A 21,220-nucleotide genomic window follows, 5' to 3' on the forward strand; every position below is an offset into this window, starting at 1 on the left:
GTTCTATGACGACGGATGTGCACCCTGAGTCCGGTCTCCGGAAGGCCACCTTGACGGATCAGGACCTGGTGGAGACATCGTGGGACTACTGCCGAATTCACGCGCTCGCCGTCACCGACGACGAGGGTCCGCCCGACGACCCGACCCTGGACTATCGGGAGGACGACGACCTCGACCCCACCGCACCGTCAGCCCTGCAACTGCATCTCGACCTGGACTACATCGTGCGCCGGGTCGATCCGGGGCCGATGCGGCAGATTCACTTCTGGGTCGCGCCGTCCACCTTGATCTTCCACAACGTTTGGGACATCGTCGGCAGCCTGCACTCCGTCTGTCTGCCGTTCGAGTTGAAAGACCTGCGCCCGGAGGCTCCCGCACAGTCAGGGGAGCCCTGCTGGCGCTTGGAGGGACGCGACCTGGACCTGAGGTTCCAGGCATCTGGGTACACCCTTCACCTGCGCCAACCCCCGCGTTACGGCAATCGAGTGCTCCGGATGGCCGAACGGGGCGGCATCAGCTTCGACCCGAAGCCATTTGCCTGACCCAGGAAGGGCCCGTGGACGGCAGCGTCACGAGACCTCCCCAGATCGACGGGACACGCCGCATCCATAGGGTCACCGGACGTGTCCAGAGGACATCCCAAGTCGTACCCATGAGCCCGTGGGGCCCACCGACGTGCGGACACCACCGGGGCGGGAAACCGCTTACCAGATGGCTATTGACGGTCGTAACTGGCTGTCAGTACCGTGATGCGGGCAGCGAGAAAGCGCTTTCCGACCCCTCACCGTCCGACAGGGAGCGCCCCCATGCCCCGACACCTCCGTGCGTTCAGCCTGATCCTGCTTGCCATCGCCACCGTGGTGAGCAGCACCACCGCCCTGCCCGCCGAGGCCGCCCCGCGCTTCCGTGTGTTGGTCTTCTCCAAGATCACCAACTTCTACCACGACTCGATTCCGGCCGGTATCGCCGCGATCCAGCAGCTCGGCGCCGCCCACAACTTCGAGGTCGTCGCCACCACCGACGCGGCGGCGTTCACCGACGCCAACCTCGCCACCTTCGACGCTCTCGTGTTCAACAACACCAACAGCCTCCCGACCTCGGGTGACCTGCTCAACGCCAGCCAGCGAGCCGCGTTGCAGACGTTCATCCGCAACGGCGGTGGTTGGGCCGGCCTGCACGCCGCCTCGGCCAGCGAACGTGACTGGCAGTGGTACGAGGGCCTGGTCGGCACGATCTTCGACTACCACCCCGACTTCTCGTCCACCGGCGGCACCTTTCCCGGCCGGGTCAAGGTGCTCGACCGGGCGCACCCCTCCACGCGCAACCTGCCAGAGCTCTGGGAGCAGAGCGAGGAGTGGTACAACTGGCGGACCAACCCGACCGGCAACGTGCACACCCTCGCCCAGATCAAGGTGCGCGACGGAATCAACGGCCTGGACGAGGGCGTCGACCACGCGTACTCCTGGTGTCAGCCCTACGACGGCGGCCGGTCCTGGTTCACCGCCGGTGGGCACGCCAGCTCGCAGTTCAGCAGCGCGACCTTCCTGGAGCACCTGCGCTACGGCATCGAGTGGGCGGCCGGCGCGGTCGCCGGTGACTGCTCAGCCACCAAGACCAGCAACTTCGAGCGGGTGGGGCTGGTCACCGAGAACCTGGCCGACCCCTTCGAGCTGGCAGTCGGCCCGGACCGGAAGGTCTACTACATCCAACGCACCGGCGCGTTGAAGGTGGTCAACTCCGACACCCTCCAGGTCACCACGCTGCTGGACTTCGCCTACACCTCGGCGATGACCGACCAGTCCGACGGGCTGCTCGGGATGACCCTGGACCGCAACTTCGCCAGCAACGGCTGGATCTACCTGCTCTGGTCGGACAAGACCCTCAAACAGCTCAACCTGTCCCGGTTCACGGTCGCCAACAACACCGTCGCGCTGTCCTCGGAGAAACGGCTGCTGACCGTCCCGACCTACCGGGGTGAGGGCCGGGCCAACTCACACATGGGCGGGTCGCTCGCCATGGACGCCACCGGCCGGCTCTACGCGGCGATCGGTGACAACACCGACCCGTTCGCCTCCAGCGGCTACACCCCTGTCGACGAGCGCGCCGGTCGCGCCGCCTGGGACGCCCAGGGCACCGCCGGCAACACCAACGACCTGCGCGGCAAGATCCTGCGGATCACCCCACAAGCCGACGGTACGTACACCGTGCCCAGCGGCAACCTCTTCCCGGCCGGCACCGCGAGGACCCGGCCGGAGATCTACGCGATGGGCATGCGCAACCCGTTCCGGATCACCATCGAACCGCAGACCAACGCGGTGCTGGTGGCCGACTACGGTCCGGACGCCCGCGCCGCCGACCCCAACCGAGGTCCAGAGGGGACTGTCGAGTTCAACCGGATCACCAGCGCCGGCAACTTCGGATGGCCGTACTGCGTGGGCAACAACATCCCGTTCAACGACTACAACTTCGCCACCAACACCTCGGGGGCGAAGTTCAGCTGCGCCGCACCGGTGAACAACTCACCCAACAACACCGGCCTGACCACCCTGCCGGCGGCGAAGTCCGCGCTGGTCTGGTACGCGTACTCCGCCTCCACCCAGTTCCCCGAGCTGGGCACCGGCGGTGGCGGGCCGATGAGCGGCCCGGTCTACGACTACGACCCGGCCAACACCCGCACCACGAAGTTCCCCGAGTACTTCGAGGGCAAGTGGATCACCTACGAGCTGACCCGCAGGTGGTTCAAGACGCTGTCGATCCACAAGACGGCGCAGACCTTCAGCAACGCGCGCTTCGGCCCGACCGCCGTGGGTGACCTCCAGTCGATCAACGGGATCTTCGGCACCATGAGCTGGATCCAACCCTTCGAGGCGGAGTTCGGCCCGGACGGTTCGCTCTACGTCATCGACTTCGGCGAGGGCACCGGCAGCGGTCGCGGCGGCAGCAACGCCGGCGCGGGCATCTACCGGATCGACTACGTCGCCAACGGGCGGCCACCGACCGCGAAGATCGCCGCCAGCCCGGACAGCGGACGTACGCCGCTCGCGGTGACGTTCTCCTCGGCCGGGTCGTCCGCCGGTGACGGGTCGGCGCTCAGCTACGCCTGGGACTTCACCAACGACGGCAGCACCGACTCCACCGCCGCCAACCCGAGCTTCACCTACTCGACGGCCGGGAAGCACACCGCCCGGCTGACCGTGCGCAACAGCGGCAACGGGTTGACCGCCACCGCGGTCACCGAGGTGGTGGTCGGCAACACCCGACCGACGGTGACCATCACCGTTCCCGACGGCGGGTTCTTCGACTTCGGCGACAAGATCCCGTACACGGTGACGGTCACCGACCCGGAGGAGAGCACCATCGACTGCGCCAAGGTCACCGTGCAGACGCAGCTCGGCCACGACTCCCACGCCCACCCGCTGGACGTCTACACCGGCTGTTCGGGCCTGCTCGCCACCGAGGCGGACGCCGGTGACGGCCACGGCCCGGGGCAGAACCTCTACACCCTGATCACCGCGCAGTACACCGACGGCGGCGCGGCCGGCGGCGTACCGGCGCTGACCGGCTCGACCCGCGTGCAGTTGCAGCCCAAGAGCAAGGAGGCCGAGCACTTCAGCGCCCAGTCCGGCATCACGGTCAACGACCGGGCCACCGCCCGCGCCGGCAAGCGGCTCGGCGAGGTCGACCACAACGACTGGGTGGCGTTCGGGCCGGCGGACCTGCGCAACGTCGGCTCGGTGACGCTCGGGGTGACCAACGGCGGGCTCGGCGGCACCATCGAACTGCGCACCGGCTCGCCCACCGGCACGCTGATCGGCACGGCCACCATCGGCTCCACCGGCGGGTGGGACAACCTGGTCTCCCCCACCGTCACGCTGACCAACAAGCCCACCGGCACGACCACCCTGTACGCCAAGTTCGTCAACGCCGCCCAGGTCAACGGCGCCCCGGACCTGCTCGCCCTGGACTGGTTGCGGTTCAACGGCGCCGGGGTCAAACAGGAGCCGGGTGGGACGCTGTCCCTGGCCGCCAACCCGACCGGCGGCGCCGCACCGCTGACCACCACGCTCACCGCCACGGCAACGGCGCCGTCCGGGCAGAGCATCACCGACTACGCGTGGGACTTCGGCGACAACAGCGCCATCACGCACGGGGCGACACTACGGTCGACGGCCCACAGCTACCCCCGCAAGGGGACCTTCACCGCCCGGGTGACAGTCACCTACACCAGCGGGGAGACCCGTTCGCTCAACCTGACCATCACGGTCAGCTGACCCCGGTCGTCGGCGGGCGGGAGCGTCCCGCCCGCCGGCGCCAAGTCGGTTTCGACAGCGTGGTGTTGATGTCGTTCAGCGGTGCGCTCACGTTCGGCGCGGCGACGGCCGCACTCGTTGGCGGTCACGCCGGTCCGCGCGCCGCCGATGGGTCGCCTGTGTCGCGCTCGCGCTGGTCTGGGTGACGCACTGGCCGCGGCAGATGCGTGCGCAGGGCGTCGGGCGCGAATCAAGGTCCGGCTACGCCCTCGATGGGGGTGCTTCTTGCGGACGCAGTGCGGTCAAGAGGCTGTCGAGTTGACCCCAGGCCCGCGCGCTGGCGATGGGGTCAATGTAGTCCCTGGACTCGATGATGAGCCCATTGCGGATACGCATCACGAAGACGCAGGGCACCGTGAATGCCTCACCTGTCTCGGCTACCCGCCCCTGATAGGCAAACTCGGCGACAATCACCTCCGGGTCCACAGTCTCATGAATTGTCACGTCGACCGGCTTACGGACCAGCGTCCGGGCGACCGGAGGCGGCGCGGTGAAGTGCTCGTGCAGTTCGTTGCGGCTTTGCAGCGGCGGCGGGTTGAGCGGGTGGAACGGATGCGTGACATGGGTCTGTTCGGCGTACAGGTCGGCCAAGTCCTCGTACGGACCGTCGCAGACACCGTTCACCAGTCGGAGGAAAGTTTCGCGTGGGCTGCTCATGTCTGGCTTCCTTCGCAATCGGTAGATGTCACCTGAGCCATACCTCCGGGGGTGGCCGGTACCGCATCGACGGCACCCTACTGACCTCAGCCTCGATGTGACTGACCCGAAGCGCTTTTTCGTCGTCCGTATCCAGTGCATCGTCATCGACAGAGGCGGGTGTCGTACCCGTGTGTGAGGCTTCGCGGCATGGCGACTTTCGTTCTGATCCACGGCGGCGGGGGCAGCGCCTGGGACTGGCATCTCCTTGTCCCCGAGCTGACCAGCCGCGGCCACGACGTGGTGGTACCGGAACTGCCGATCGAGGACACATCCGCGGGGTTCGCCGAGTTCTGCCAGACGGTCATCGACGCGATCGGCGACCGGAGCGACCTCGTGGTCGTCGGGCATTCGTACGGTGCGTTCACCGCGCCGCTCATTGCCGACAAGCTGCCGGTGCGGCTGCTCGTCCTGCTCACACCGATGATCCCCAAGCCCGGCGAAAGGCCCGGTGACTGGTGGGCCAACACCGGTTACCGCAGCGCCGAAGGGCTCACTGAGGAGCAGCAGTTCTTCAACGGTGTCCCGGCCGAGATCATCGCGGAGGCAGCATCACACAACCGGGGCCAGGTCAGTGCGGAGGGCGACGAGCCGTGGCCCCTGGACGCCTGGCCAGACGTGCCGACGACGGTGCTCCTCGCACGCGAGGACCGGTTCTTCCCGGCGGACTTCCAGCGCCGGGTTGCCGCCGACCGACTCGGCGTCGTCCCGGACGAGATCGACGGCGGCCACGCGGTGACGCTCAGCCACCCGAAGCAACTCGCCGACCGCCTCACGGCGTACCCGCTGCCCTGAAGGCGTGACCGCGGCCGTCACCGTCCGACCCTTTGGGCGCCTGGGCAGGCTGGTCATCCGCCGCCGCAGATACTTGCCTCCTCCGCCGGGCCGGGGACCACGATGCGCAGGCTCAGACGATTCATCACAGGTGAATTGTGCGTTGCTCCCCTGACGATCGGCTCGACGGGCTGTGTGAGCCGGGACGTCGGCGCGTGAGACGCCCCCGGCCGTGCCGGTGACGCTGATCGGGAGCCAGCAACGTAGATCTTGGACAGTTTTCGTTCTCGCGTAACGGAAACTGTCCAAGATCTCGGTTGCGGCGTCGGTTTCTGGACCTGGGGTTCATCATCTGCGAGTCACCGTCTGAGACGGCGCCGAGCACCGGTCCGGCGGTTTTGGAAGCGACGGTGGGGCGGTGCACGTCGGCACCGCCCCACGCTCGGTTGAACGGCTACTGCCAGGAACTCTGCTGGGTGTAGACGAGGTTGCCGGGGACCACCGTGCCGTTGGTGCTGTACTCGGTGTACGCCCAGAAGTCACCCTCGGCCAGCGGCTTGTTCGGCTTCAGTGTGAAGTTGAAGCCCTGACCGCGCTCCGAGGTGGAGGGCAGCGTGAGGGTGGCACCGGAATACTTGGCGTTTCGGCCGATGATGGCGTGACTGAGGTCGAAGTCGACGACCGGACCACCGGGGTACTGCGCGAACACGTACGCGGTGTAGCGCCCCGGCTCGGGCAGGAACTTGTACGCCTGCTCGGCGCTGGTCCAGAACCTGTCACTGCTGTAGACGAGGGTGTCGCCCTTGTACAGGTAGAGATCGAGGTTCGTGTTCGGATCGGCGGTGTTGGCCTCGACGACAATGCCGGCGGTGTTCGCCGGCACGGTGAAGTCGACCTTCTTCACTCCGGTGGCGCTCGGGTCGAACACGCCCCCGTAGACGCCGGCCGGCATCGAGTAGGACGTGCGCCGCATCGGGGTGTAACCGGTGCTGCGACCGACGAGTGGGCCGGTGAAGCCGGGCTGGACCATGCCGAAGGCACCGTTGGCCATCCGGGCGAACTCCTCGCCGTCGTCCGCGTACGGCCGGGCCGCGATGCCCCACGGACGGGCGGCGACCGGGATCCGGGCGCTGTGGGCCTTACCCTGCCAGGTGATCGACCCGGTCACGTACCGGTCCCAGGGCGCGCTGCCTCGACGCAGCGTGATGGTGACCGTCGCGGACTTGCCGGGTGCCAGGGTCACCGATGCCGGCGAGACGGTGACCTTCATGCCGGGCAGACCGGACACCGACGAACGGTAGGTCTCCCGCGCCTTACCCACGTTGGTCAGGGTGCGGGTGAGGGTCACCGGGCGGGTCCCGTCGTACTCGCGCAACGAGATGGCCGGCAGGTTGAGTGCCTTGCCGTCGGGTTCGGCCGTCTCGCTGAACTCGATCAGCTCTGCCGCCGTGGGCTCGATGACCAGTCCCGGGTCGGTGGCCCGGGGCAGGTTGATGAAGCCACTGCCCTGCTCCAAGGGGCTGCTGGTGCCGACGGTGTCGGTGGCGGTGGTGCGCAGCGCGGAGGCGACCGCGCCGGGTGACCAGTCCGGGTGCGTGGCGCGCAGGATCGCCGCCGCCCCGGCCACGTACGGCGAGGCCATCGAGGTGCCGGAGTACGCGTCGTACTGTCGACCGAAGTTGCCCGCTGGTGAGACCGCGGCGATGATGTTCGATCCGGGCGCGACCAGGTCCGGCTTGAAGACGCCGAGGGTCACCTTGTCCGGGCCGGTGGAGGAGAAGTCCGCGACACTCGGTATGCCCGGGACGCTGGAGCCGTCACCGCCGGTGCGCAACGACACGGTCGCGTCGGTGGGGTGGCGCATCAGGTAGTTGAACAGCGTGCCGGCCTGCTTCTCGGTCGGCAGATAGACCACGGGGAAGTTGAAGATGGAGTTGATCCGGTAGTTGCCGACCGGGTCGAACACCACCATCGCCGCACCGCCCTTGGCCTTGATCTCGGCGGCGGAGCCGAACATGTCGGACAGCGCGCAGGCAACCACCTTGCCCTTGATCTTGGCGGGGTCCAGGCTGCCGGGCTCGCAGTAGACCGCGCCCAGATCCGGCGAGCCGGCCTGGTCACCGAAGACCAGCGGCCGTGCGCCACCGCCGGGCAGGGCGTCCAGCGAGCCGCCGACCAGCTTCGTGCCGTCGCCCAGCTTGGCGGTGGCCTCGTCGAGCTTGGTCACCGCCGCGCCGACCGTGGTCACCCAGGGCGCCGCGTTGCTGATGGCTCCACTCACGATGCCCGTGTTGCCGGCCGATGCCGCCACGAAGACCCCGGCCAGCGAGGCGTTGAGGAACGCCACGCCGATGGGGGTGTTGGCCTCCCAGTCGCCGAGGTCGGAACCGATCGAAAAGTTCAGCACCTGCACACCGTCGGCAACGGCCGCGTCGATTCCGGCGATGATGTCGGCGTCGTAGCCCATGCCACCCCAGAGCACCTTGTAGACGGCGATCTGGGCATCCGGCGCCACCCCGGAGACGGGACCGTAGCGGCGACCGTCGATGGTGACGTTCGCGATGGGCAGGCCGGCCGCCGTGGAGGCGGTGTGGGTGCCGTGCCCGGACGCGTCGCGGGGGGACAGGAACTCGCCCTCGGGCACCGAGCCACCGCCGGCGAGCCACGAGTCGGCGAAGTACCGGGCACCGACGATCTTGCCGTTGCAGTGCGCGGCCACGAAGGCCACACCGGTCTGGCAGGTGCCGTGCCAGTTCGCGGGAGCGGGCATCTTCTTGTCGAACGACGCGCTCTCCGGCCAGATGCCGGTGTCCAGGACGCCGATCACCATGCCCGCGCCGGTGCCGGGGCCGGGCTTGGCCGGCCGGCCGGAACGGTCCGTCGGCGCCGACTGGTCCGCGCCACCGGGGGTGGCGGGCGTCGGGTTGTCGGCGGTCGCCGTGCTCGCGGTGGGCGGCGCAGAGGGGGTGCCGAGGGCCTGCGAGGCGGTAACGGCGCGGACCCGCTTGTCCGCCCGCAACGTGCTCACCTGCTGGGTGGTCAGCTTCGCCGAGAACCCGTTGAAGGCGGCGGTGTAGACGGCGTTGACGGTGACCCCGGCCGCGGCGGCGACGGCGCCCCGCTGCGTGTCGAGGTGCCGGCGGTACGCCTGCGACGGCGTCGACGTCACGTCCAACCGGTTACCCGCTGCCGGGCGGGTCCGCGCCAGACCGGACACCCCACCGGTGTACGTGGTCAACGGGTCCTCGGCCAACTCGACGACGTACATGCCGGAGCCGGTCTTGTCGACGGCTGCCTTCGGCGTGGCCGCACGGTTGCCACCGGGTCGGCGGTCGGCCCCGTCGGTCAGGGTGACCTTCCGGTCGGACCCGGCGGTGAAGTAGCCGGTGCCACTGCCGTTACCCGACGACCCAGCGGGTGCCGCCGACGCCGTTCCCGCTACACCGGTGGTACCGGTGATCAGGGCGACGACCAGCGTAGGTATCGCCAGTCTTCGCAGTCTGTTTCCGCTCGTGCCTGTAGCCACGAGGCTCCTTTCGGTTGCTCCCTTGTGGAGCTTCTCATCGATCGCGACCCGCCCATGGGAGCGCTCCCCCACCTAAGCCGCCGATGGTTAATCGATGGTTTGCACGGTGTTACGGATCGCCGGTGCGTATAAGATCACGTTCTGCCGGTCGCGCCTAGATCACTTTCTCAAGACGATGCCGGAGCAGGGCGTACACCCCGGCCAGGGCCAGCCCGAGCAGCGGCGCGACGCACGGGCGACGGCCTGCCACTGGCCGTCGGCGCCGCCGTCGCCGCATGCCCTTCGACCTGGAGCGCACCAGACACCGCTTCACCAGGACCGACACCGGCGGCGTGCAGACCGTGGTCGCCGACGACCCCGGGACAGCACCCAGATCACCCTTGTCCAACAGCATGTGAGCGCCGAGGTCGAGCGGTTCCGGCGCGGTGACTTCAGCGACCCGGCCCGCATCCACGGCACCGAGATGCCCGGCCTGGCAACGCTTCGGGCACACGGCGGGCGGATCACCATCACGTACGAAGCCATTCCCGACGGCGCACGCGCCACCTACGCCACGGACGACGCGGGGCTCCGCGACGCGCTGCACCACTGGTTCGATGCCCAGGTCAGCGACCACGGCCCGCACGCCACCCGCTAGGCGTCGCCAACCGAGTGGTCCGCGCCCCCTCGGCGGCGCCAGAGCACTGTGCACGCCGCGGCCAGGGCCAGCCCGAGCAGCGGGGCGACACCCACGCCGGCGAGCGTGCAGGCCACCGCGAGCAGCGCCGGCGGCACCCAGCACCAGGCGGGCACGGTACGCGGGGCACGACCGCTCCGACGGGCCGCGGCCTCCACGGCCATCGGCACCACCGGCACCGGCAACGCGGCGGCCAGCAGGGTCAGCCAGGGCAGCACCAGCCGGTCGAACCGCGCCACCGCCAGCATCCCGCCGAGCACCGCGACGAGCAGCATCGCCGCCCGCGCCGGCAGGCGGGGAGCCAGACCACGCAACGCCAGGGAACCGGAGTACGTGGTGGTCAGCGCCGCCGCGAAGACCGCCACCGCGACGAACAGATTCGCGTACGCGGCCAGCCCCGAGCCGGCGGCGAGCAGCGCGACCACGTCGGCCGAGCCGGTCCGCAGCCACAGGCCGGCCCCGGCGAGCACCCCGAGCAGCGCCGGCCCGATCAGCAGCCCCACGCACCAGGCCAGGTCCCGCCTTCGGGAGAGACCCACGCTGAAGTCTGGTGCGCGCAGCGCGAACACGGCCGCGTACCCGATCAGCGCGGCGGCGTCGGCGAGCCCGCCGCCGGCGAGGCGGACCGGCGCACCGGGTGGTGGAAGCACCGTCAGGCACCAGCCGACCAGCACCACCGCGCTGAGCGTGGTGACCACCGCGACCCGGTTGCCGAGCCGGGCCGGCGCCCAGGAGACGGCGAGGACCGCCATCTCCAGCAGCACCGGCCCGGCCCAGCCCGGCAGGTGGGTCAGCGCGGCCAGCGAGGCCCCGCCGAGCCCGACGTTGAACCCGTTCCAACCGACCATCGACACGGCCAGCACCGCCGCCAGCAGCAGCCGCGAGGTGTCCCCCAGGTACGCGGGCAGCACCGCGGTCAACGTCCCGCCGTCGCCGAGCGGCCGGCGCAGTCCGATCCGACCCTGCCCCCAGAGCAGGGCCGCCATCAGCACCCCGCCGACCAGCAGCCCGGCCACCGGCACCGCGCCGCCGTGTCGGGCGGCCATCGCCGCACCGAGCACCAGCGTGGCGGGTGCGGTGCCGATGCCCAGCCAGGCACCGATCGCCGCCGGCCACCGCCGTTCGGGGACGTCAGGCAACGTGGCGCAGGTAGCCGGCGATCGCCGCGTCGAGCACCTCCGCGCCCGGACGCGCCCACACCTCGGCGGAGAAGACCTCCACCTCGATCGGGCCGACGTAGCCGGCCGCATCCACCGCCTCGCGCAGCCGACGCAGCTCGATGCAGCCGTCGCCGGGCAGCGCCCGGCCGAGCAGCACCCCTTCCGGCAGCGGGGTCACCCAGTCGCAGACCTGGAACGCGGCGATCCGAGCGGCGGCCCGCGCGATCTGCGCGTACACCGTGTCGTCCCACCAGACGTGGTACGCGTCCACGACCACGCCGACCACCGCCGGGTCGAACCGCTCGGCGACGTCCAGCGCCTGGCCGAGGGTGGCGATCACGCACCGGTCGGCGGCGAACATCGGGTGCAGCGGCTCGATGGCCAGCCGTACGCCGGCGGCCTCGGCGTGCGGGGCCAACTCGCCGATCGCGTCGGCGACCCGACGTCGTGCGCCGTCGACGTCCCGGCTGCCGGCCGGCAGCCCACCGGAGACCAGCACCAACTCCGGGGCTCCGAGGGCAGCGGCCTCCTCGATGGCCCGCAGGTTCTCCGCGCGCCAGTCGTCGGCGGAGAAGAACCCGCCCCGGCACAGCGACGTGACGGCGAGGCCGGCGTCGCGGACCAGTTTCGCCGAGCGGGCCAACCCGTACTCGGCCACCGGCTCACGCCACAGGCCGATGCCCGGTACACCGGCCGCCACGCACCCGGCCACCACCTCGGGCAGCGGCCAGCGCTGGGCGGTCGCCTGGTTGAACGAGAAGCGACGCAGCTCATCGGCGCTGCCGCCCGTGGGTTCGACGCTCACTGCTCCACCCCCGCGACGGTGAACAGCGCTCGGGCGCGGGCGGCGGCCAGGTCGGCGTCGGGCAGCAGCCCGGCCGCGTCGGCCAGGGTGAGCAGCGTGGCCAGGTGCACCGGGGACCGACCGGACTGCGCGCCACCGACCATCGTGAAATGGTCCTGGTGCCCGGCCAACCAGGCCAGGAACACGATCCCCGTCTTGTAGTGCCAGGTCGGCACCGCGAACAGGTGCCGGGCCAGCGGCACGGTGGGCCCGAAGATCTCGTCGTACGCCGTCAGGTCCCCCCGGTCCAGGGCCGCCAGCGCGGCAGCGGCGGCCGGCGCGATGGCCGCGAACACCCCGAGCAGCGCGTCGGAGTGACCCACCTCGTCACCGCGGATCAGCTCCGGGTAGTGGAAGTCGTCACCGGTGTAGAGGCGTACCCCGGCCGGCAGGCGGCGGCGCAACGCGACCTCGCGGTCGGCGTCCAACAGCGACACCTTGATGCCGTCCACGCTGGACTGGTGCGCCTTGATCAGCTCGATCACCGTGTCGGCGGCCAGGTCCAGGTCGGCCGCACCCCAGTAGCCGGTCAACGCCGGGTCGAACATCGGACCCAACCAGTGCAGCACCACCGGTTCGTCGGCGGCGCTCAGCAGCTCGTCGTACACCCGCAGGTAGTCCTCCGGGCCACGGGCCGCGGCGGCCAGGTGCCGGCTGCACATCAGCGCCGGCCGAGCGCCGGCGGCGCGGACGTCGTCGAGCTGCTCGGCGTACGCGGCGGTGACCGCCGCCAGGGTGGCCGGGCCGACCGGCAGCTGGTCGGTGCCGACCCCGGCGACGATCCGCCCGTCGACCGCGCGGGCCTCGGCGGCGCTGCGCCGGATCAGCTCACGGGTGGCCGGATAGTCCAGCCCCATCCCCCTCTGGGCGGTGTCCATCGCCTCGGCGACCCCCAGCCCGTATGACCAGAGGTGCCGCCGAAAGGCGAGGGTGGTGTCCCAGTCCACCGCAGCCGGGGCACCCGGCACGTTCTCCGCGCCCGGGTCGGCGACCACGTGAGCGGCGGCGTACGCGATCCGACTGGTCGCCGGCGCGGCCGGGCGGGCGAAGCCGCCACCCCCGGCGAGTCGGTGTCGCCGTCCGCCGGGCAGCACCACCTCGGCGCTCATGAGTGCAGCTCCGGCACCTCGATGCGACCGCCCTCGCGGGCCGAGCGCAGGCCCAGCTCGGCGAGCTGCACGCCGCGCGCGCCGGCCAGGAAGTTCCACCGGAACGGCTCGCCGGCCACCACGTGCCGCAGGTACGCCTCCCACTGCACCTTGAAGCCGTTGTCGAACTCCTCGTTGTCGGGCACCTCGGCCCACTGGGCGCGGAAGTCCTCGGTGGCCGGCAGGTCCGGGTTCCAGACCGGCTTCGGGGTGACCGCCCGGTGCTGCACCCGGCAGTTGCGCAGGCCGGCGATTGCGCTGCCCTCCGTGCCGTCGACCTGGAACTCCACCAACTCGTCGCGGTACACCCGCACGGCCCAGGAGGAGTTGATCTGCGCAATCACCCCGCCGTCGAGTTCGAAGGTGGCGTACGCGGCGTCGTCGGCGGTGGCGGCATACGGGTGACCGGCCTCGTCGACCCGTTCGGGCACGTGGGTGGCGGTCACACAGGAGACGGCGGTGACCCGGCCGAACAGCTCCTCCAGGACGTAGTGCCAGTGCGGGAACATGTCGACCACGATGCCGCCGCCGTCCTCGCTCCGGTAGTTCCACGACGGCCGCTGAGCGGGCTGCCAGTCGCCCTCGAAGACCCAGTACCCGAACTCGCCGCGCACCGAGAGGATCCGGCCGAAGAAGCCGCCGTCGATGAGGCGCTTGAGTTTGCGCAGACCGGGCAGGAAGAGCTTGTCCTGCACGACACCGGTGCGGACGCCGGCCGCGTCCGCCGCCCGGGCCAGATCGAGGGCCGCCGCGGTGTCCTCGGCCAGCGGCTTCTCCGTGTAGATGTGCTTGCCGGCCTCGATGGCCTGCCGGATCGCCTTCTCCCGTTGCTGGGTGACCTGCGCGTCGAAGTAGATCTCGACGTCGTCGCGGGCCAGCGCCGAGGTCAGGTCGGTGGTCCAGTCGGTCAGCCCGTGCCGCTCGGCGAGCTCCCGGAGCTTCGTCTCGTTGCGCCCGACCAGGACCGGTTCCGGCCAGATGGTGGTGCCGTCGGCCAACGCCACACCACCGGATTCGCGGATGGCCAGCAGCGACCGGACGAGGTGCTGCCGGTAGCCCATCCGTCCGGTCACGCCGTTGACGATGATGCCGATCGACCTGCGGGTCATGGTGTTCCTTCCGTCGTGCTGGTCGTGCCGATCTGCGCTCAGTGGTTGGCGGCCGCGCTGCCGAGCAACCCACGCAGGTCGGTGGCGAGCCGGTCGAAGCGGGGATCCGACATCACCTGCGCGTAGTCGCGGTGCGCCGGCAGCTCGACCGTGAAGGTGCGGATGATCCGGCCGGGCCGGGGACTCATCACCACGACCCGGGTGCCGAGGAAGACCGCCTCGGCGATGGAGTGGGTGACCAGCACCACAGTGGTCCCGGTCTCCAGCCAGATCCGGTGCAGTTCGGCGTTCATCTGCTCCCGGGTCAGCGCATCCAGGGCGCCGAATGGTTCGTCCATCAGCAGCACCGGCGGGGAGTGCAGCAGCGCGCGGCAGAGCGCCACCCGTTGCTGCATGCCGCCGGACAGCTCGTGTGGCAACGCCTTCTCGAAGCCGGTCAGGCCGGTCATCTCGATCAGCTCGTCGGCGCGGCGGGCCGCCTGCGCCCGGTCCATGCCGCGCATCTCGGCCTGGAGCAGGATGTTGGCTCGGGCACCGCGCCACTCCAGCAACGCGGCCTTCTGGAAGACGAAGCCGATTTCCTTCTGCGGGCCGCGCACCGGGCGCTGCAACAGCGACACGTCACCGCTGGTCGGCTTGACCAACCCCGCGACGATCTTCAGGAGGGTGGACTTGCCGCAGCCGGACGGGCCGACGATCGTGACGAACTCGCCCGGCTCGATGTCCAGCGACACGTCGTCCAACGCGGTGGTCTGCGACCGTCGGGTGGTGAACCGGACGGTCAGCCCGGACATCCCGATGGCGGTGCCGGTGGCTGCCGGCGCGGCGGTCACCGGGTCACCCCTGCGCCGCGTACGAGGAGTCCCAGTACGCGCTGGGCGCTCCCGGGTCCTTCAGCTCGGCGTAGCGGGACATCAGGTCGATGGTCTCGGTCCACTGGGCCTCGGTGTTCACCCCGGGCGGGCCGTCCGCGCCGATCAGCGGCATGTTGAGCGTGAGCTGCTTGGTGAGCACCTCGGGCGCCGGCTCGTTCTCGGCCAGGGCCGTCATCGCGCTCACCGCGCCGGCCGGGTCCCGGGCGGCGTCGGCCCAGGACTTCTGGGTGGCCCGGACGAACTTGCGGACCAACTCCGGGTCCTTCTGCAGGGTCTGGGTGTTGGCGATCAGGCCGGTGCCGAGCAGGTTCATCCCGAAGTCGGCGAAGAGCAGCACGTCGACCTTCTTGCCGGTCTTGCTCTCGATGGTGGGCGCCTGGTCGTGGAAGAAGCCCATGATGGCGTCGACCTTGCCCTCGGCCAGGGCGGCGATCTTGCCGGCGGCGTCGACGTTGACCACCTTGACGTCGTCCTTCTTGAGGCCGTTCTTCTCAAGCCAGGCCGGGAAGGTGGCGTAGAGGGCGTCGCCGGGGGTCCCGCCGACGGTCTTGCCCTTGAGGTCGGCCGGTGTCTTGATGTTCTCCTCGGTGAAGAACTCCACCGAGGAGGGCCCCTTCTCCAGGTACGCGCCGAGGCTGCGCACCGGCATGCCGCTGGCCACCGACTTCAGCAGCACCGGGCTGTCCGCCCACCCGAAGTCGGTCTGCTTCTGGGCGACCTGCTTGACGGTGTTGCCCGAGCCGTTGCCGGGCAGGATCTTCAGGTCGATGCCCTCGGCGGAGTAGTAACCCTTCTGCAGGCCGTAGTAGAAGGGCGCGTGCTCGCCGTAGGGCACCCAGTTGAGGGTGAGGGTGACCTGCTTCTTGCCGTCCGCGCCGGTCTTGCCGGCGGGATCGTCCCCACCGCAGCCGGTGGCGGCGAGGAGCAGGGCGGCGGTGGCCAGGATGGTGGTGGCGGTGCGTTTCATCGGTGCCTCCGTGATGGGGTCGGTCAGGAGGTGGTGAGGGACACGCCGGCCCGACGGCTGGCGTGCCACGGAATGAGCAGTGCCTCGGCGATCTCGACCAGGACGAACAGGACGATGCCGATGGCCGACATCAGGATCAGGTCGGCGAACAGCAGTGGGGCGTCGAGGTTGCCGTTGGCCAGCAACAGGACATAGCCGAGCCCTTCGCTGGCGCCGACGAACTCACCGACCACGGCACCGACCACAGCGAGGGTGACGGCCACCTTCAGGCCGGCCATCAGGTGCGGCAACGCGTTCGGGAAGCGGATCTTGCGGAAGGTGCGCCACGGCCCGGCGCCCATCGTGGCGGCGAGGTCGAGCAACTCCGGGTCGGTGGAGCGCAGCCCTGCCACCCCGGAGATGACCACCGGGAAGAACGCGATGAGCACCGCCAGGATGATCTTCGGGGTGAGGCCGAGGCCGAACCAGACCACCAGCAACGGAGCGATGGCGATCTTCGGAATGACCTGTGCGAACAGGACGATCGGGTAGAGCGCCTTGTCCAGGGTGCGGGAGTAGGCGATGGCGACCGCGGTGACCAGACCCAACGCGGCGGCCAGCACGAAGCCGAGCACCGTCTCGTAGAGGGTGACCAGGGTGTGCCGGGCCAGCTCCGACCACTGGGTGGTCATCGTCTCCCACACCTGGCCGGGGGTGGGCACCAGGTAGTTCGGGACGTACTCGCGGGCCGCTACGAACCACCAGGCGGCGACGAAGACCGCGAGCACCAACGCCGGGCGCCAGAGCGAGTCGGCGAAGGTCACCGCCCGGCGACCGAGCGTGGGACGTGGTGGACGGCCGCCGCCGGGTGGCGGTTTCGCCACCGTGGACGAGGCCGCACCGTCGAGGCCCTCCCCCGCACCAACGCTGCCGGGCCCGGCAGCGGCTGCTCGCGCACCACTGGCCTGGTCGGCGGCGGCCTGCCGGCCCGCCGTGTCCAAAGAGTTCTCGGTCACGCGGAACCTCCTCGGGGCCCGGCACGGCACCCATGGACCGGGCCTTCGGCGGATCAGGCAAACGCTTTCCTGGAGCGTAGGCGGCACCCTCACCCCGGGCAAGGCCTTTCCTCGATCTGTTTCCGCCGATGCCTGGCAGCCCGCCAACTGTCTCGAAGGGACGGTCAGCCGGTCGCCGGATAGGTGTCGAGGAGGCCGCACATGCCCAACCGGCCCCGCTCGACCGGCTCGTTCACCGCGTACACACCGGCGTCGCCCAGATGGGCGGGATTCCCCCGCTCCAGGGCGTCGAGCTGCGCGGCGGTGTCGGCGGCGGCGCGGCCCGCGCCGGCCTCCCACCGCTGCCGCCACCGCGTCAGCAACGGCTGGCGCAGGGCGATCGCGGCGGCGTGGAACGCGGCCAGCGCCGCCGGACCGCCGGACCGCAGCGCCTGGAAGCCGGTCACCGCCAGATCCCGACGGCGGTACGCGGCGCGCACGTCCGCGCCCGGCGCTCCCCCGTCGGGCAACGCCGCCGCCGCGGCGTACGCGGCCGGGTCGGCCAGCACCTCTGGTGGAAAGGTCAGCACCGCGTCGCCGGCCTCGGGCAGGCCGCTGTTCTGCATCAGCACCACGATGCTCAGCCCGCCGGTGTTGACCAGGCGGTGCACGGTGCCCGGCTCGAACCAGACCACCACCCCCGACCGCAGCGGCGTCTCCCGGTAGCCGGCCGTGGTCAGGGTCTGCACCGCGCCCTCGCCGCCGGTCACCACGTACCCCTCGGTGCAGCACAGGTGCACGTGCGGAGTGCCGCCGACCAGGCCGTCCGGGGCCACTGTGTCGTAGACACGCAGCCGGGACACCCCGACCCCACCGGGCAGCGGTGCCGGCCGATCACGCATCGAAGTACTCGTCGGCGTCGTCCGCCGCCGGCAGGGACACCAGCAGCACGGTGAGATCGCCGATCGCCCGGTGCCGGCAGCCCGGCTTGATCAGGAACGCGGACATCGGCCGGGCCGGGTGACGGACGCCGTCCAACTCGATCTCGCCCTCACCGGCGAGCACGACGTAGTACTCGGTGGCGATCCGGTGGTGGTGGGTCACCGCGTCCTGCACCTGGAGCAGATGCACGCTGGCCTGGCCCTCGCTCTCGGCGATGAAACCCCGGCGGGTGGTCCCACACGAGCAGCGCCGGGCGGGCAGGTCGTCGAGTTGAAGTACCGCGAAGCGATCGGACATGGCCGGACCTCCCTGCGGGAAAGGGCTTTCTCTGCGGTACGGTGACGCTAGCCGGCACGACGAAACACCGTCAACAGATCGAGGGGGCGGGCCATGGCGACCCTGTCCGATGTGGCCCGTCGAGCGGGCGTCTCGCCCGCCACCGCCTCCCGCGTCATCAACGGCAGCAGCAAGCCGGTCACCGACGAGCTGCGCGAACGGGTGCTCGCCGCCGTCGCCGAGTTGCAGTACGTGCCGAACGCGCACGCCCAACTGCTGGCCCGCTCGCACCGCAGCGCGGTCGGCGTGATCGTGCACGACGTCTCCGACCCGTACTTCGCCGAGATCACCCGGGGGCTGCAACGGGTCGCCACCGACCAGGGCCGGCTGCTGATGATCTGCAACAGCTACCGCGACCCGGACCGCGAGTTGGAGTACGTGGAGCTGCTGCGCGGCCACCAGGTGGCGGCGCTGATCCTGGCCGGCTCGGGCTACCACGACGAGGCGTTCACCCGGCAACTCAACGAGAAGCTCGCCGCGTACGAGGCCACCGGCGGGCGGGTGGCGGTGATCGGCCGGCACGAGCACTCCGGCGACGCGGTGATGCCCGACAACCGGACCGGCGGCTACCTCGCCGGCCGGGAGCTGTGCGGTCTGGGGCACCGCGCGATCGGCGTGGTCGCCGGCCCGCGCATCCTGACCACCACCACCGACCGGCTCGCCGGGCTCCGGCAGGCCCTCACCGAGCAGGGCCGCGAGCTGCCCGAACGGCGCATCCGGTACGCGGAGTTCGACCGCGACGGTGGCGCCGAGGCCACCGCCCGACTGCTCGACGCCGACCCGGAGATGACCGCGATCGTGGCGCTCAACGACTCGATGGCCATCGGCGCGCTCGCCACCCTGCGCGCGCGTGGGTTGGCCGTGCCGCAGCAGATCTCGGTGCTGGGTTTCGACGACATGCCGATCGCCCGGGACGTGACCCCGGCGCTGACCACCGTGCGGCTGCCCCTGGTCGACATGGGTGTGCGGGCGATGTCCCTGGTGCTCGGCGTCGGGGCCCCGACGCCTCGGGTCGAGGTGCTCCCCGCCGAGCTGGTCCGCCGCGACACCGCCGGTCCCGTCCCACTGTCCACCCGCGCCACGGCAGGTTCCGCGCCACGCGCACGACGAGGTGACAGCACGTCATGACCGGTGCCAGCCCGACTCAGCGGCCCCTCACGCGCGCCGATGTGGCGTACCTGGTCGGTGCGTCGTTCGGGCCACACACCCGGGTCAAGGACGCCGGTCCGCTGGCCGGCGGCGGCTACGCGACGGTCTGGTGGGCGCTGCTCGACGACGACCGTCGGGTGGTGCTGAAGTTGGCTCCGCCGGCCGGAACGCCGCTGCTGCGCTACGAGCGCGGGCTCTGCGCTGCCGAGGAGCGGTACTTTCGGCTCGTCGCGCAGCGGGCGCCGCAGGTGCCCGTCCCGCCGGTGCTCTGGCGCGGTGCCGACCCGGCGTACGGCGAGTGGTTGGTCACCGCGCTGCTGCCCGGCCGGTCGCTGGCCGACCTGGCCGAGGCCGGTGTCGTGGTCGACGACGGCCCGGCGCGCTACGACCTCGGGATGGCTCTCGCCGCGTTGCACCGGGTGACCGGTGAGCGGTTCGGGTACGACGACGACCGGGCCGGCGGGCCGACCTGGCGGGCGGCGTTCACGGCGATGCTCGACGCGCTCCTGGCCGACGCGGTCGACTGGGACGTCCCACTGCCGGTGACCCCGGAGCAGCTGCACGCGCTGGTGGGGCGGCACGGCGACGTGCTCGACGAGGTGCGCCGGCCCGCGCTGCTGCACTTCGACTGCTGGGACGGCAACGTGCTGGTGGCGCCCGACGGGGACGGCCGGTTGCGGCTGCGCGGCCTGGTGGACGGCGAGCGGTTCCTCTACGGCGACCCACTGCTGGACCTGGTCTCGCCGCTGCTCTTCCGGCGCGTCGAGGACGAGCCGGAGCACCCTCTGCTGCGCGGCTACCAGGCCGGCGCAGCCGAACCGCTGGTGCTGGACGCATCGGCACACCGCCGGCTCGGTCTCTACCGGTTGCACCTGTACCTGCTGATGATTGTGGAGATGCCCAGCCGTGGGATGACCGCGCACAGCCATCCCGGACGGCAGGCCGGGCTGACAGCCCTGCTCGACGAGGAACTGGTCGCGCTCGCCTCGGGCTGACCGCCCGGCGCGGGTGGCGTCCGACGCGTGGTCGGACGCCACCCGCCCTCGGTCAGGGCAGGTCGATCGGGCGCAGCACCCGGTCCACGGCGTGCGCGATCTGCCGGTTGCCCTTGTTGACGTCGTAGGAGACGACCCGCGCGTCACGGTCGTCGGTGTCGGCGTCGACCAGTCGCACCTGCCGGAAGAAGTACAGGTAGGTGCGCACGTCGACCTCGACGGTCGAGCCGAGCGCGGTGGTCAGGTCCGTGCCGTCGGCCCGGACCGCCGTCTTGCGGTCGATGGTTGCCCCCGGGACCACGTGGTAGAGCAGCACCGACTCGACGGTGTCGATGCCCAGCCCGGCTACGGCGGTGAAAGCGGCACTCTCACTCGGCAGCTTCCGGGCCTGCGTGATCTCGCGGACCAACTGCTGGAAGGCGGCGTCGGTGGGGATGAACGCGGTCAGCGCCACGGTGCCGTCGGTGAGCACCTTGACCGGAGAGTTCGGCTTGGCCTCCAGCACGGCCAGCACAGCCGCCGTCAGCACGTCGAAGTCCCGCGAGTTGCGGTCGAAACCGCTGGTGTCCTTCGTGAGCACCGCGGCGAGTGAGTTCGTGCCGAGCGGCTTGGCCTTGCCGGTCGCCTGAGCGGCCGGCACAGCGATGGCCGTGGTGGCCAGCGCGGTGGCCATGGCGCCCACCGCCATCCTGGCGGCAAGTCGTGCGATCTTCATCAGCGGGCCTTTCGTCGAAGCGAC

General features: G+C 70.7%; 18 protein-coding genes. 6 read left to right on the forward strand and 12 right to left on the reverse strand.

The genetic code is table 11. The annotated features are described in order from the left end of the window. Positions 1-5: 5 nt before the first annotated feature. Positions 6-542 (forward strand): hypothetical protein, encoded by a 537-nt coding sequence (locus ACFYP0_RS03365; protein ID WP_355497942.1) that lies wholly within the window; start codon positions 6-8, stop codon positions 540-542. Positions 543-806: 264 nt separating this feature from the next. Further along, positions 807-4,271, forward strand: a complete 3,465-nt coding sequence (locus ACFYP0_RS03370) for a ThuA domain-containing protein (protein WP_355497939.1) — start codon at positions 807-809, stop codon at positions 4,269-4,271. Between the two features lie 240 nt (positions 4,272-4,511). Here the strand turns inward: ACFYP0_RS03370 and ACFYP0_RS03375 are convergent, their stop codons facing one another. Continuing rightward, the gene (locus ACFYP0_RS03375) at positions 4,512-4,967 is read right to left on the reverse strand and encodes a nuclear transport factor 2 family protein (RefSeq protein WP_355497936.1); all 456 of its coding nucleotides are present in this window, start codon (positions 4,965-4,967) and stop codon (positions 4,512-4,514) included. Between the two features lie 189 nt (positions 4,968-5,156). On the opposite strand from ACFYP0_RS03375, the gene ACFYP0_RS03380 reads away from it, so the two are divergent. Continuing rightward, entirely contained in the window at positions 5,157-5,801 is a 645-nt protein-coding gene (locus tag ACFYP0_RS03380; RefSeq protein ID WP_355497933.1) for an alpha/beta fold hydrolase, read from the forward strand. A 433-nt stretch (positions 5,802-6,234) separates the two neighbouring features. Here the strand turns inward: ACFYP0_RS03380 and ACFYP0_RS03385 are convergent, their stop codons facing one another. Next, on the reverse strand, positions 6,235-9,306 hold the full coding sequence (locus tag ACFYP0_RS03385; RefSeq protein ID WP_355497930.1) for a S8 family serine peptidase: 3,072 nt from the start codon (positions 9,304-9,306) through the stop codon (positions 6,235-6,237). 394 nt (positions 9,307-9,700) lie between these two features. Here ACFYP0_RS03385 and ACFYP0_RS03390 point away from each other — a divergent pair, with 394 nt between their 5' ends. Next, the gene (locus ACFYP0_RS03390; protein ID WP_356978461.1) at positions 9,701-9,943 is read left to right on the forward strand and encodes a hypothetical protein; all 243 of its coding nucleotides are present in this window, start codon (positions 9,701-9,703) and stop codon (positions 9,941-9,943) included. On the opposite strand, the gene ACFYP0_RS03395 is transcribed toward ACFYP0_RS03390, so the two are convergent. The 9 genes from ACFYP0_RS03395 to ACFYP0_RS03435 form a co-directional block, all read right to left on the reverse strand. Continuing rightward, on the reverse strand, positions 9,940-11,121 hold the full coding sequence (locus tag ACFYP0_RS03395) for a hypothetical protein (RefSeq protein ID WP_356978463.1): 1,182 nt from the start codon (positions 11,119-11,121) through the stop codon (positions 9,940-9,942). The two genes, ACFYP0_RS03390 and ACFYP0_RS03395, sit on opposite strands and share 4 nt — an antisense overlap. Beyond that, positions 11,114-11,947 (reverse strand): sugar phosphate isomerase/epimerase family protein, encoded by an 834-nt coding sequence (locus ACFYP0_RS03400; RefSeq protein ID WP_356978465.1) that lies wholly within the window; start codon positions 11,945-11,947, stop codon positions 11,114-11,116. Before ACFYP0_RS03400 ends, ACFYP0_RS03395 begins: the two co-directional genes overlap by 8 nt. Continuing rightward, entirely contained in the window at positions 11,944-13,095 is a 1,152-nt protein-coding gene (locus ACFYP0_RS03405) for a dihydrodipicolinate synthase family protein (protein ID WP_356978467.1), read from the reverse strand. The genes ACFYP0_RS03400 and ACFYP0_RS03405 overlap by 4 nt, the downstream gene beginning before the upstream one ends. Next, a complete protein-coding gene (locus ACFYP0_RS03410) occupies positions 13,092-14,243 on the reverse strand; it encodes a Gfo/Idh/MocA family protein (protein ID WP_356978469.1) in 1,152 nt (383 codons plus the stop codon). The genes ACFYP0_RS03405 and ACFYP0_RS03410 overlap by 4 nt, the downstream gene beginning before the upstream one ends. Positions 14,244-14,281: 38 nt before the next feature. Then, positions 14,282-15,037, reverse strand: coding sequence for an ABC transporter ATP-binding protein (locus ACFYP0_RS03415; RefSeq protein WP_386994842.1), 756 nt, complete (start codon positions 15,035-15,037; stop codon positions 14,282-14,284). 43 nt (positions 15,038-15,080) lie between these two features. Further along, a complete protein-coding gene (locus tag ACFYP0_RS03420; protein ID WP_356978473.1) occupies positions 15,081-16,085 on the reverse strand; it encodes an ABC transporter substrate-binding protein in 1,005 nt (334 codons plus the stop codon). A gap of 23 nt (positions 16,086-16,108) precedes the next feature. Next, positions 16,109-17,080 carry an ABC transporter permease gene (locus tag ACFYP0_RS03425; protein ID WP_356978475.1) on the reverse strand — a complete coding sequence of 324 codons (972 nt, stop codon included), beginning with the start codon at positions 17,078-17,080 and terminating at the stop codon, positions 16,109-16,111. A 164-nt stretch (positions 17,081-17,244) separates the two neighbouring features. Further along, entirely contained in the window at positions 17,245-17,961 is a 717-nt protein-coding gene (locus ACFYP0_RS03430; RefSeq protein WP_356978477.1) for a cupin domain-containing protein, read from the reverse strand. Then, entirely contained in the window at positions 17,954-18,298 is a 345-nt protein-coding gene (locus ACFYP0_RS03435) for a cupin domain-containing protein (protein WP_124856015.1), read from the reverse strand. Before ACFYP0_RS03435 ends, ACFYP0_RS03430 begins: the two co-directional genes overlap by 8 nt. A gap of 93 nt (positions 18,299-18,391) precedes the next feature. Between ACFYP0_RS03435 and ACFYP0_RS03440 the strand changes: the two genes are divergently transcribed. Continuing rightward, complete coding sequence (locus ACFYP0_RS03440; RefSeq protein ID WP_356978480.1) at positions 18,392-19,465, forward strand: LacI family DNA-binding transcriptional regulator; 1,074 nt, start codon at positions 18,392-18,394, stop codon at positions 19,463-19,465. Continuing rightward, complete coding sequence (locus ACFYP0_RS03445; protein ID WP_356978482.1) at positions 19,462-20,481, forward strand: phosphotransferase family protein; 1,020 nt, start codon at positions 19,462-19,464, stop codon at positions 20,479-20,481. The genes ACFYP0_RS03440 and ACFYP0_RS03445 overlap by 4 nt, the downstream gene beginning before the upstream one ends. A 52-nt stretch (positions 20,482-20,533) precedes the next feature. Here ACFYP0_RS03445 and ACFYP0_RS03450 read toward each other — a convergent pair whose 3' ends face one another. After that, positions 20,534-21,196, reverse strand: coding sequence for a fasciclin domain-containing protein (locus ACFYP0_RS03450; protein ID WP_124856009.1), 663 nt, complete (start codon positions 21,194-21,196; stop codon positions 20,534-20,536). Between the last annotated feature and the right edge of the window lie 24 nt (positions 21,197-21,220).

Source organism: Micromonospora arida, assembly GCF_042873195.1.
Taxonomy (GTDB): domain Bacteria; phylum Actinomycetota; class Actinomycetes; order Mycobacteriales; family Micromonosporaceae; genus Micromonospora; species Micromonospora arida.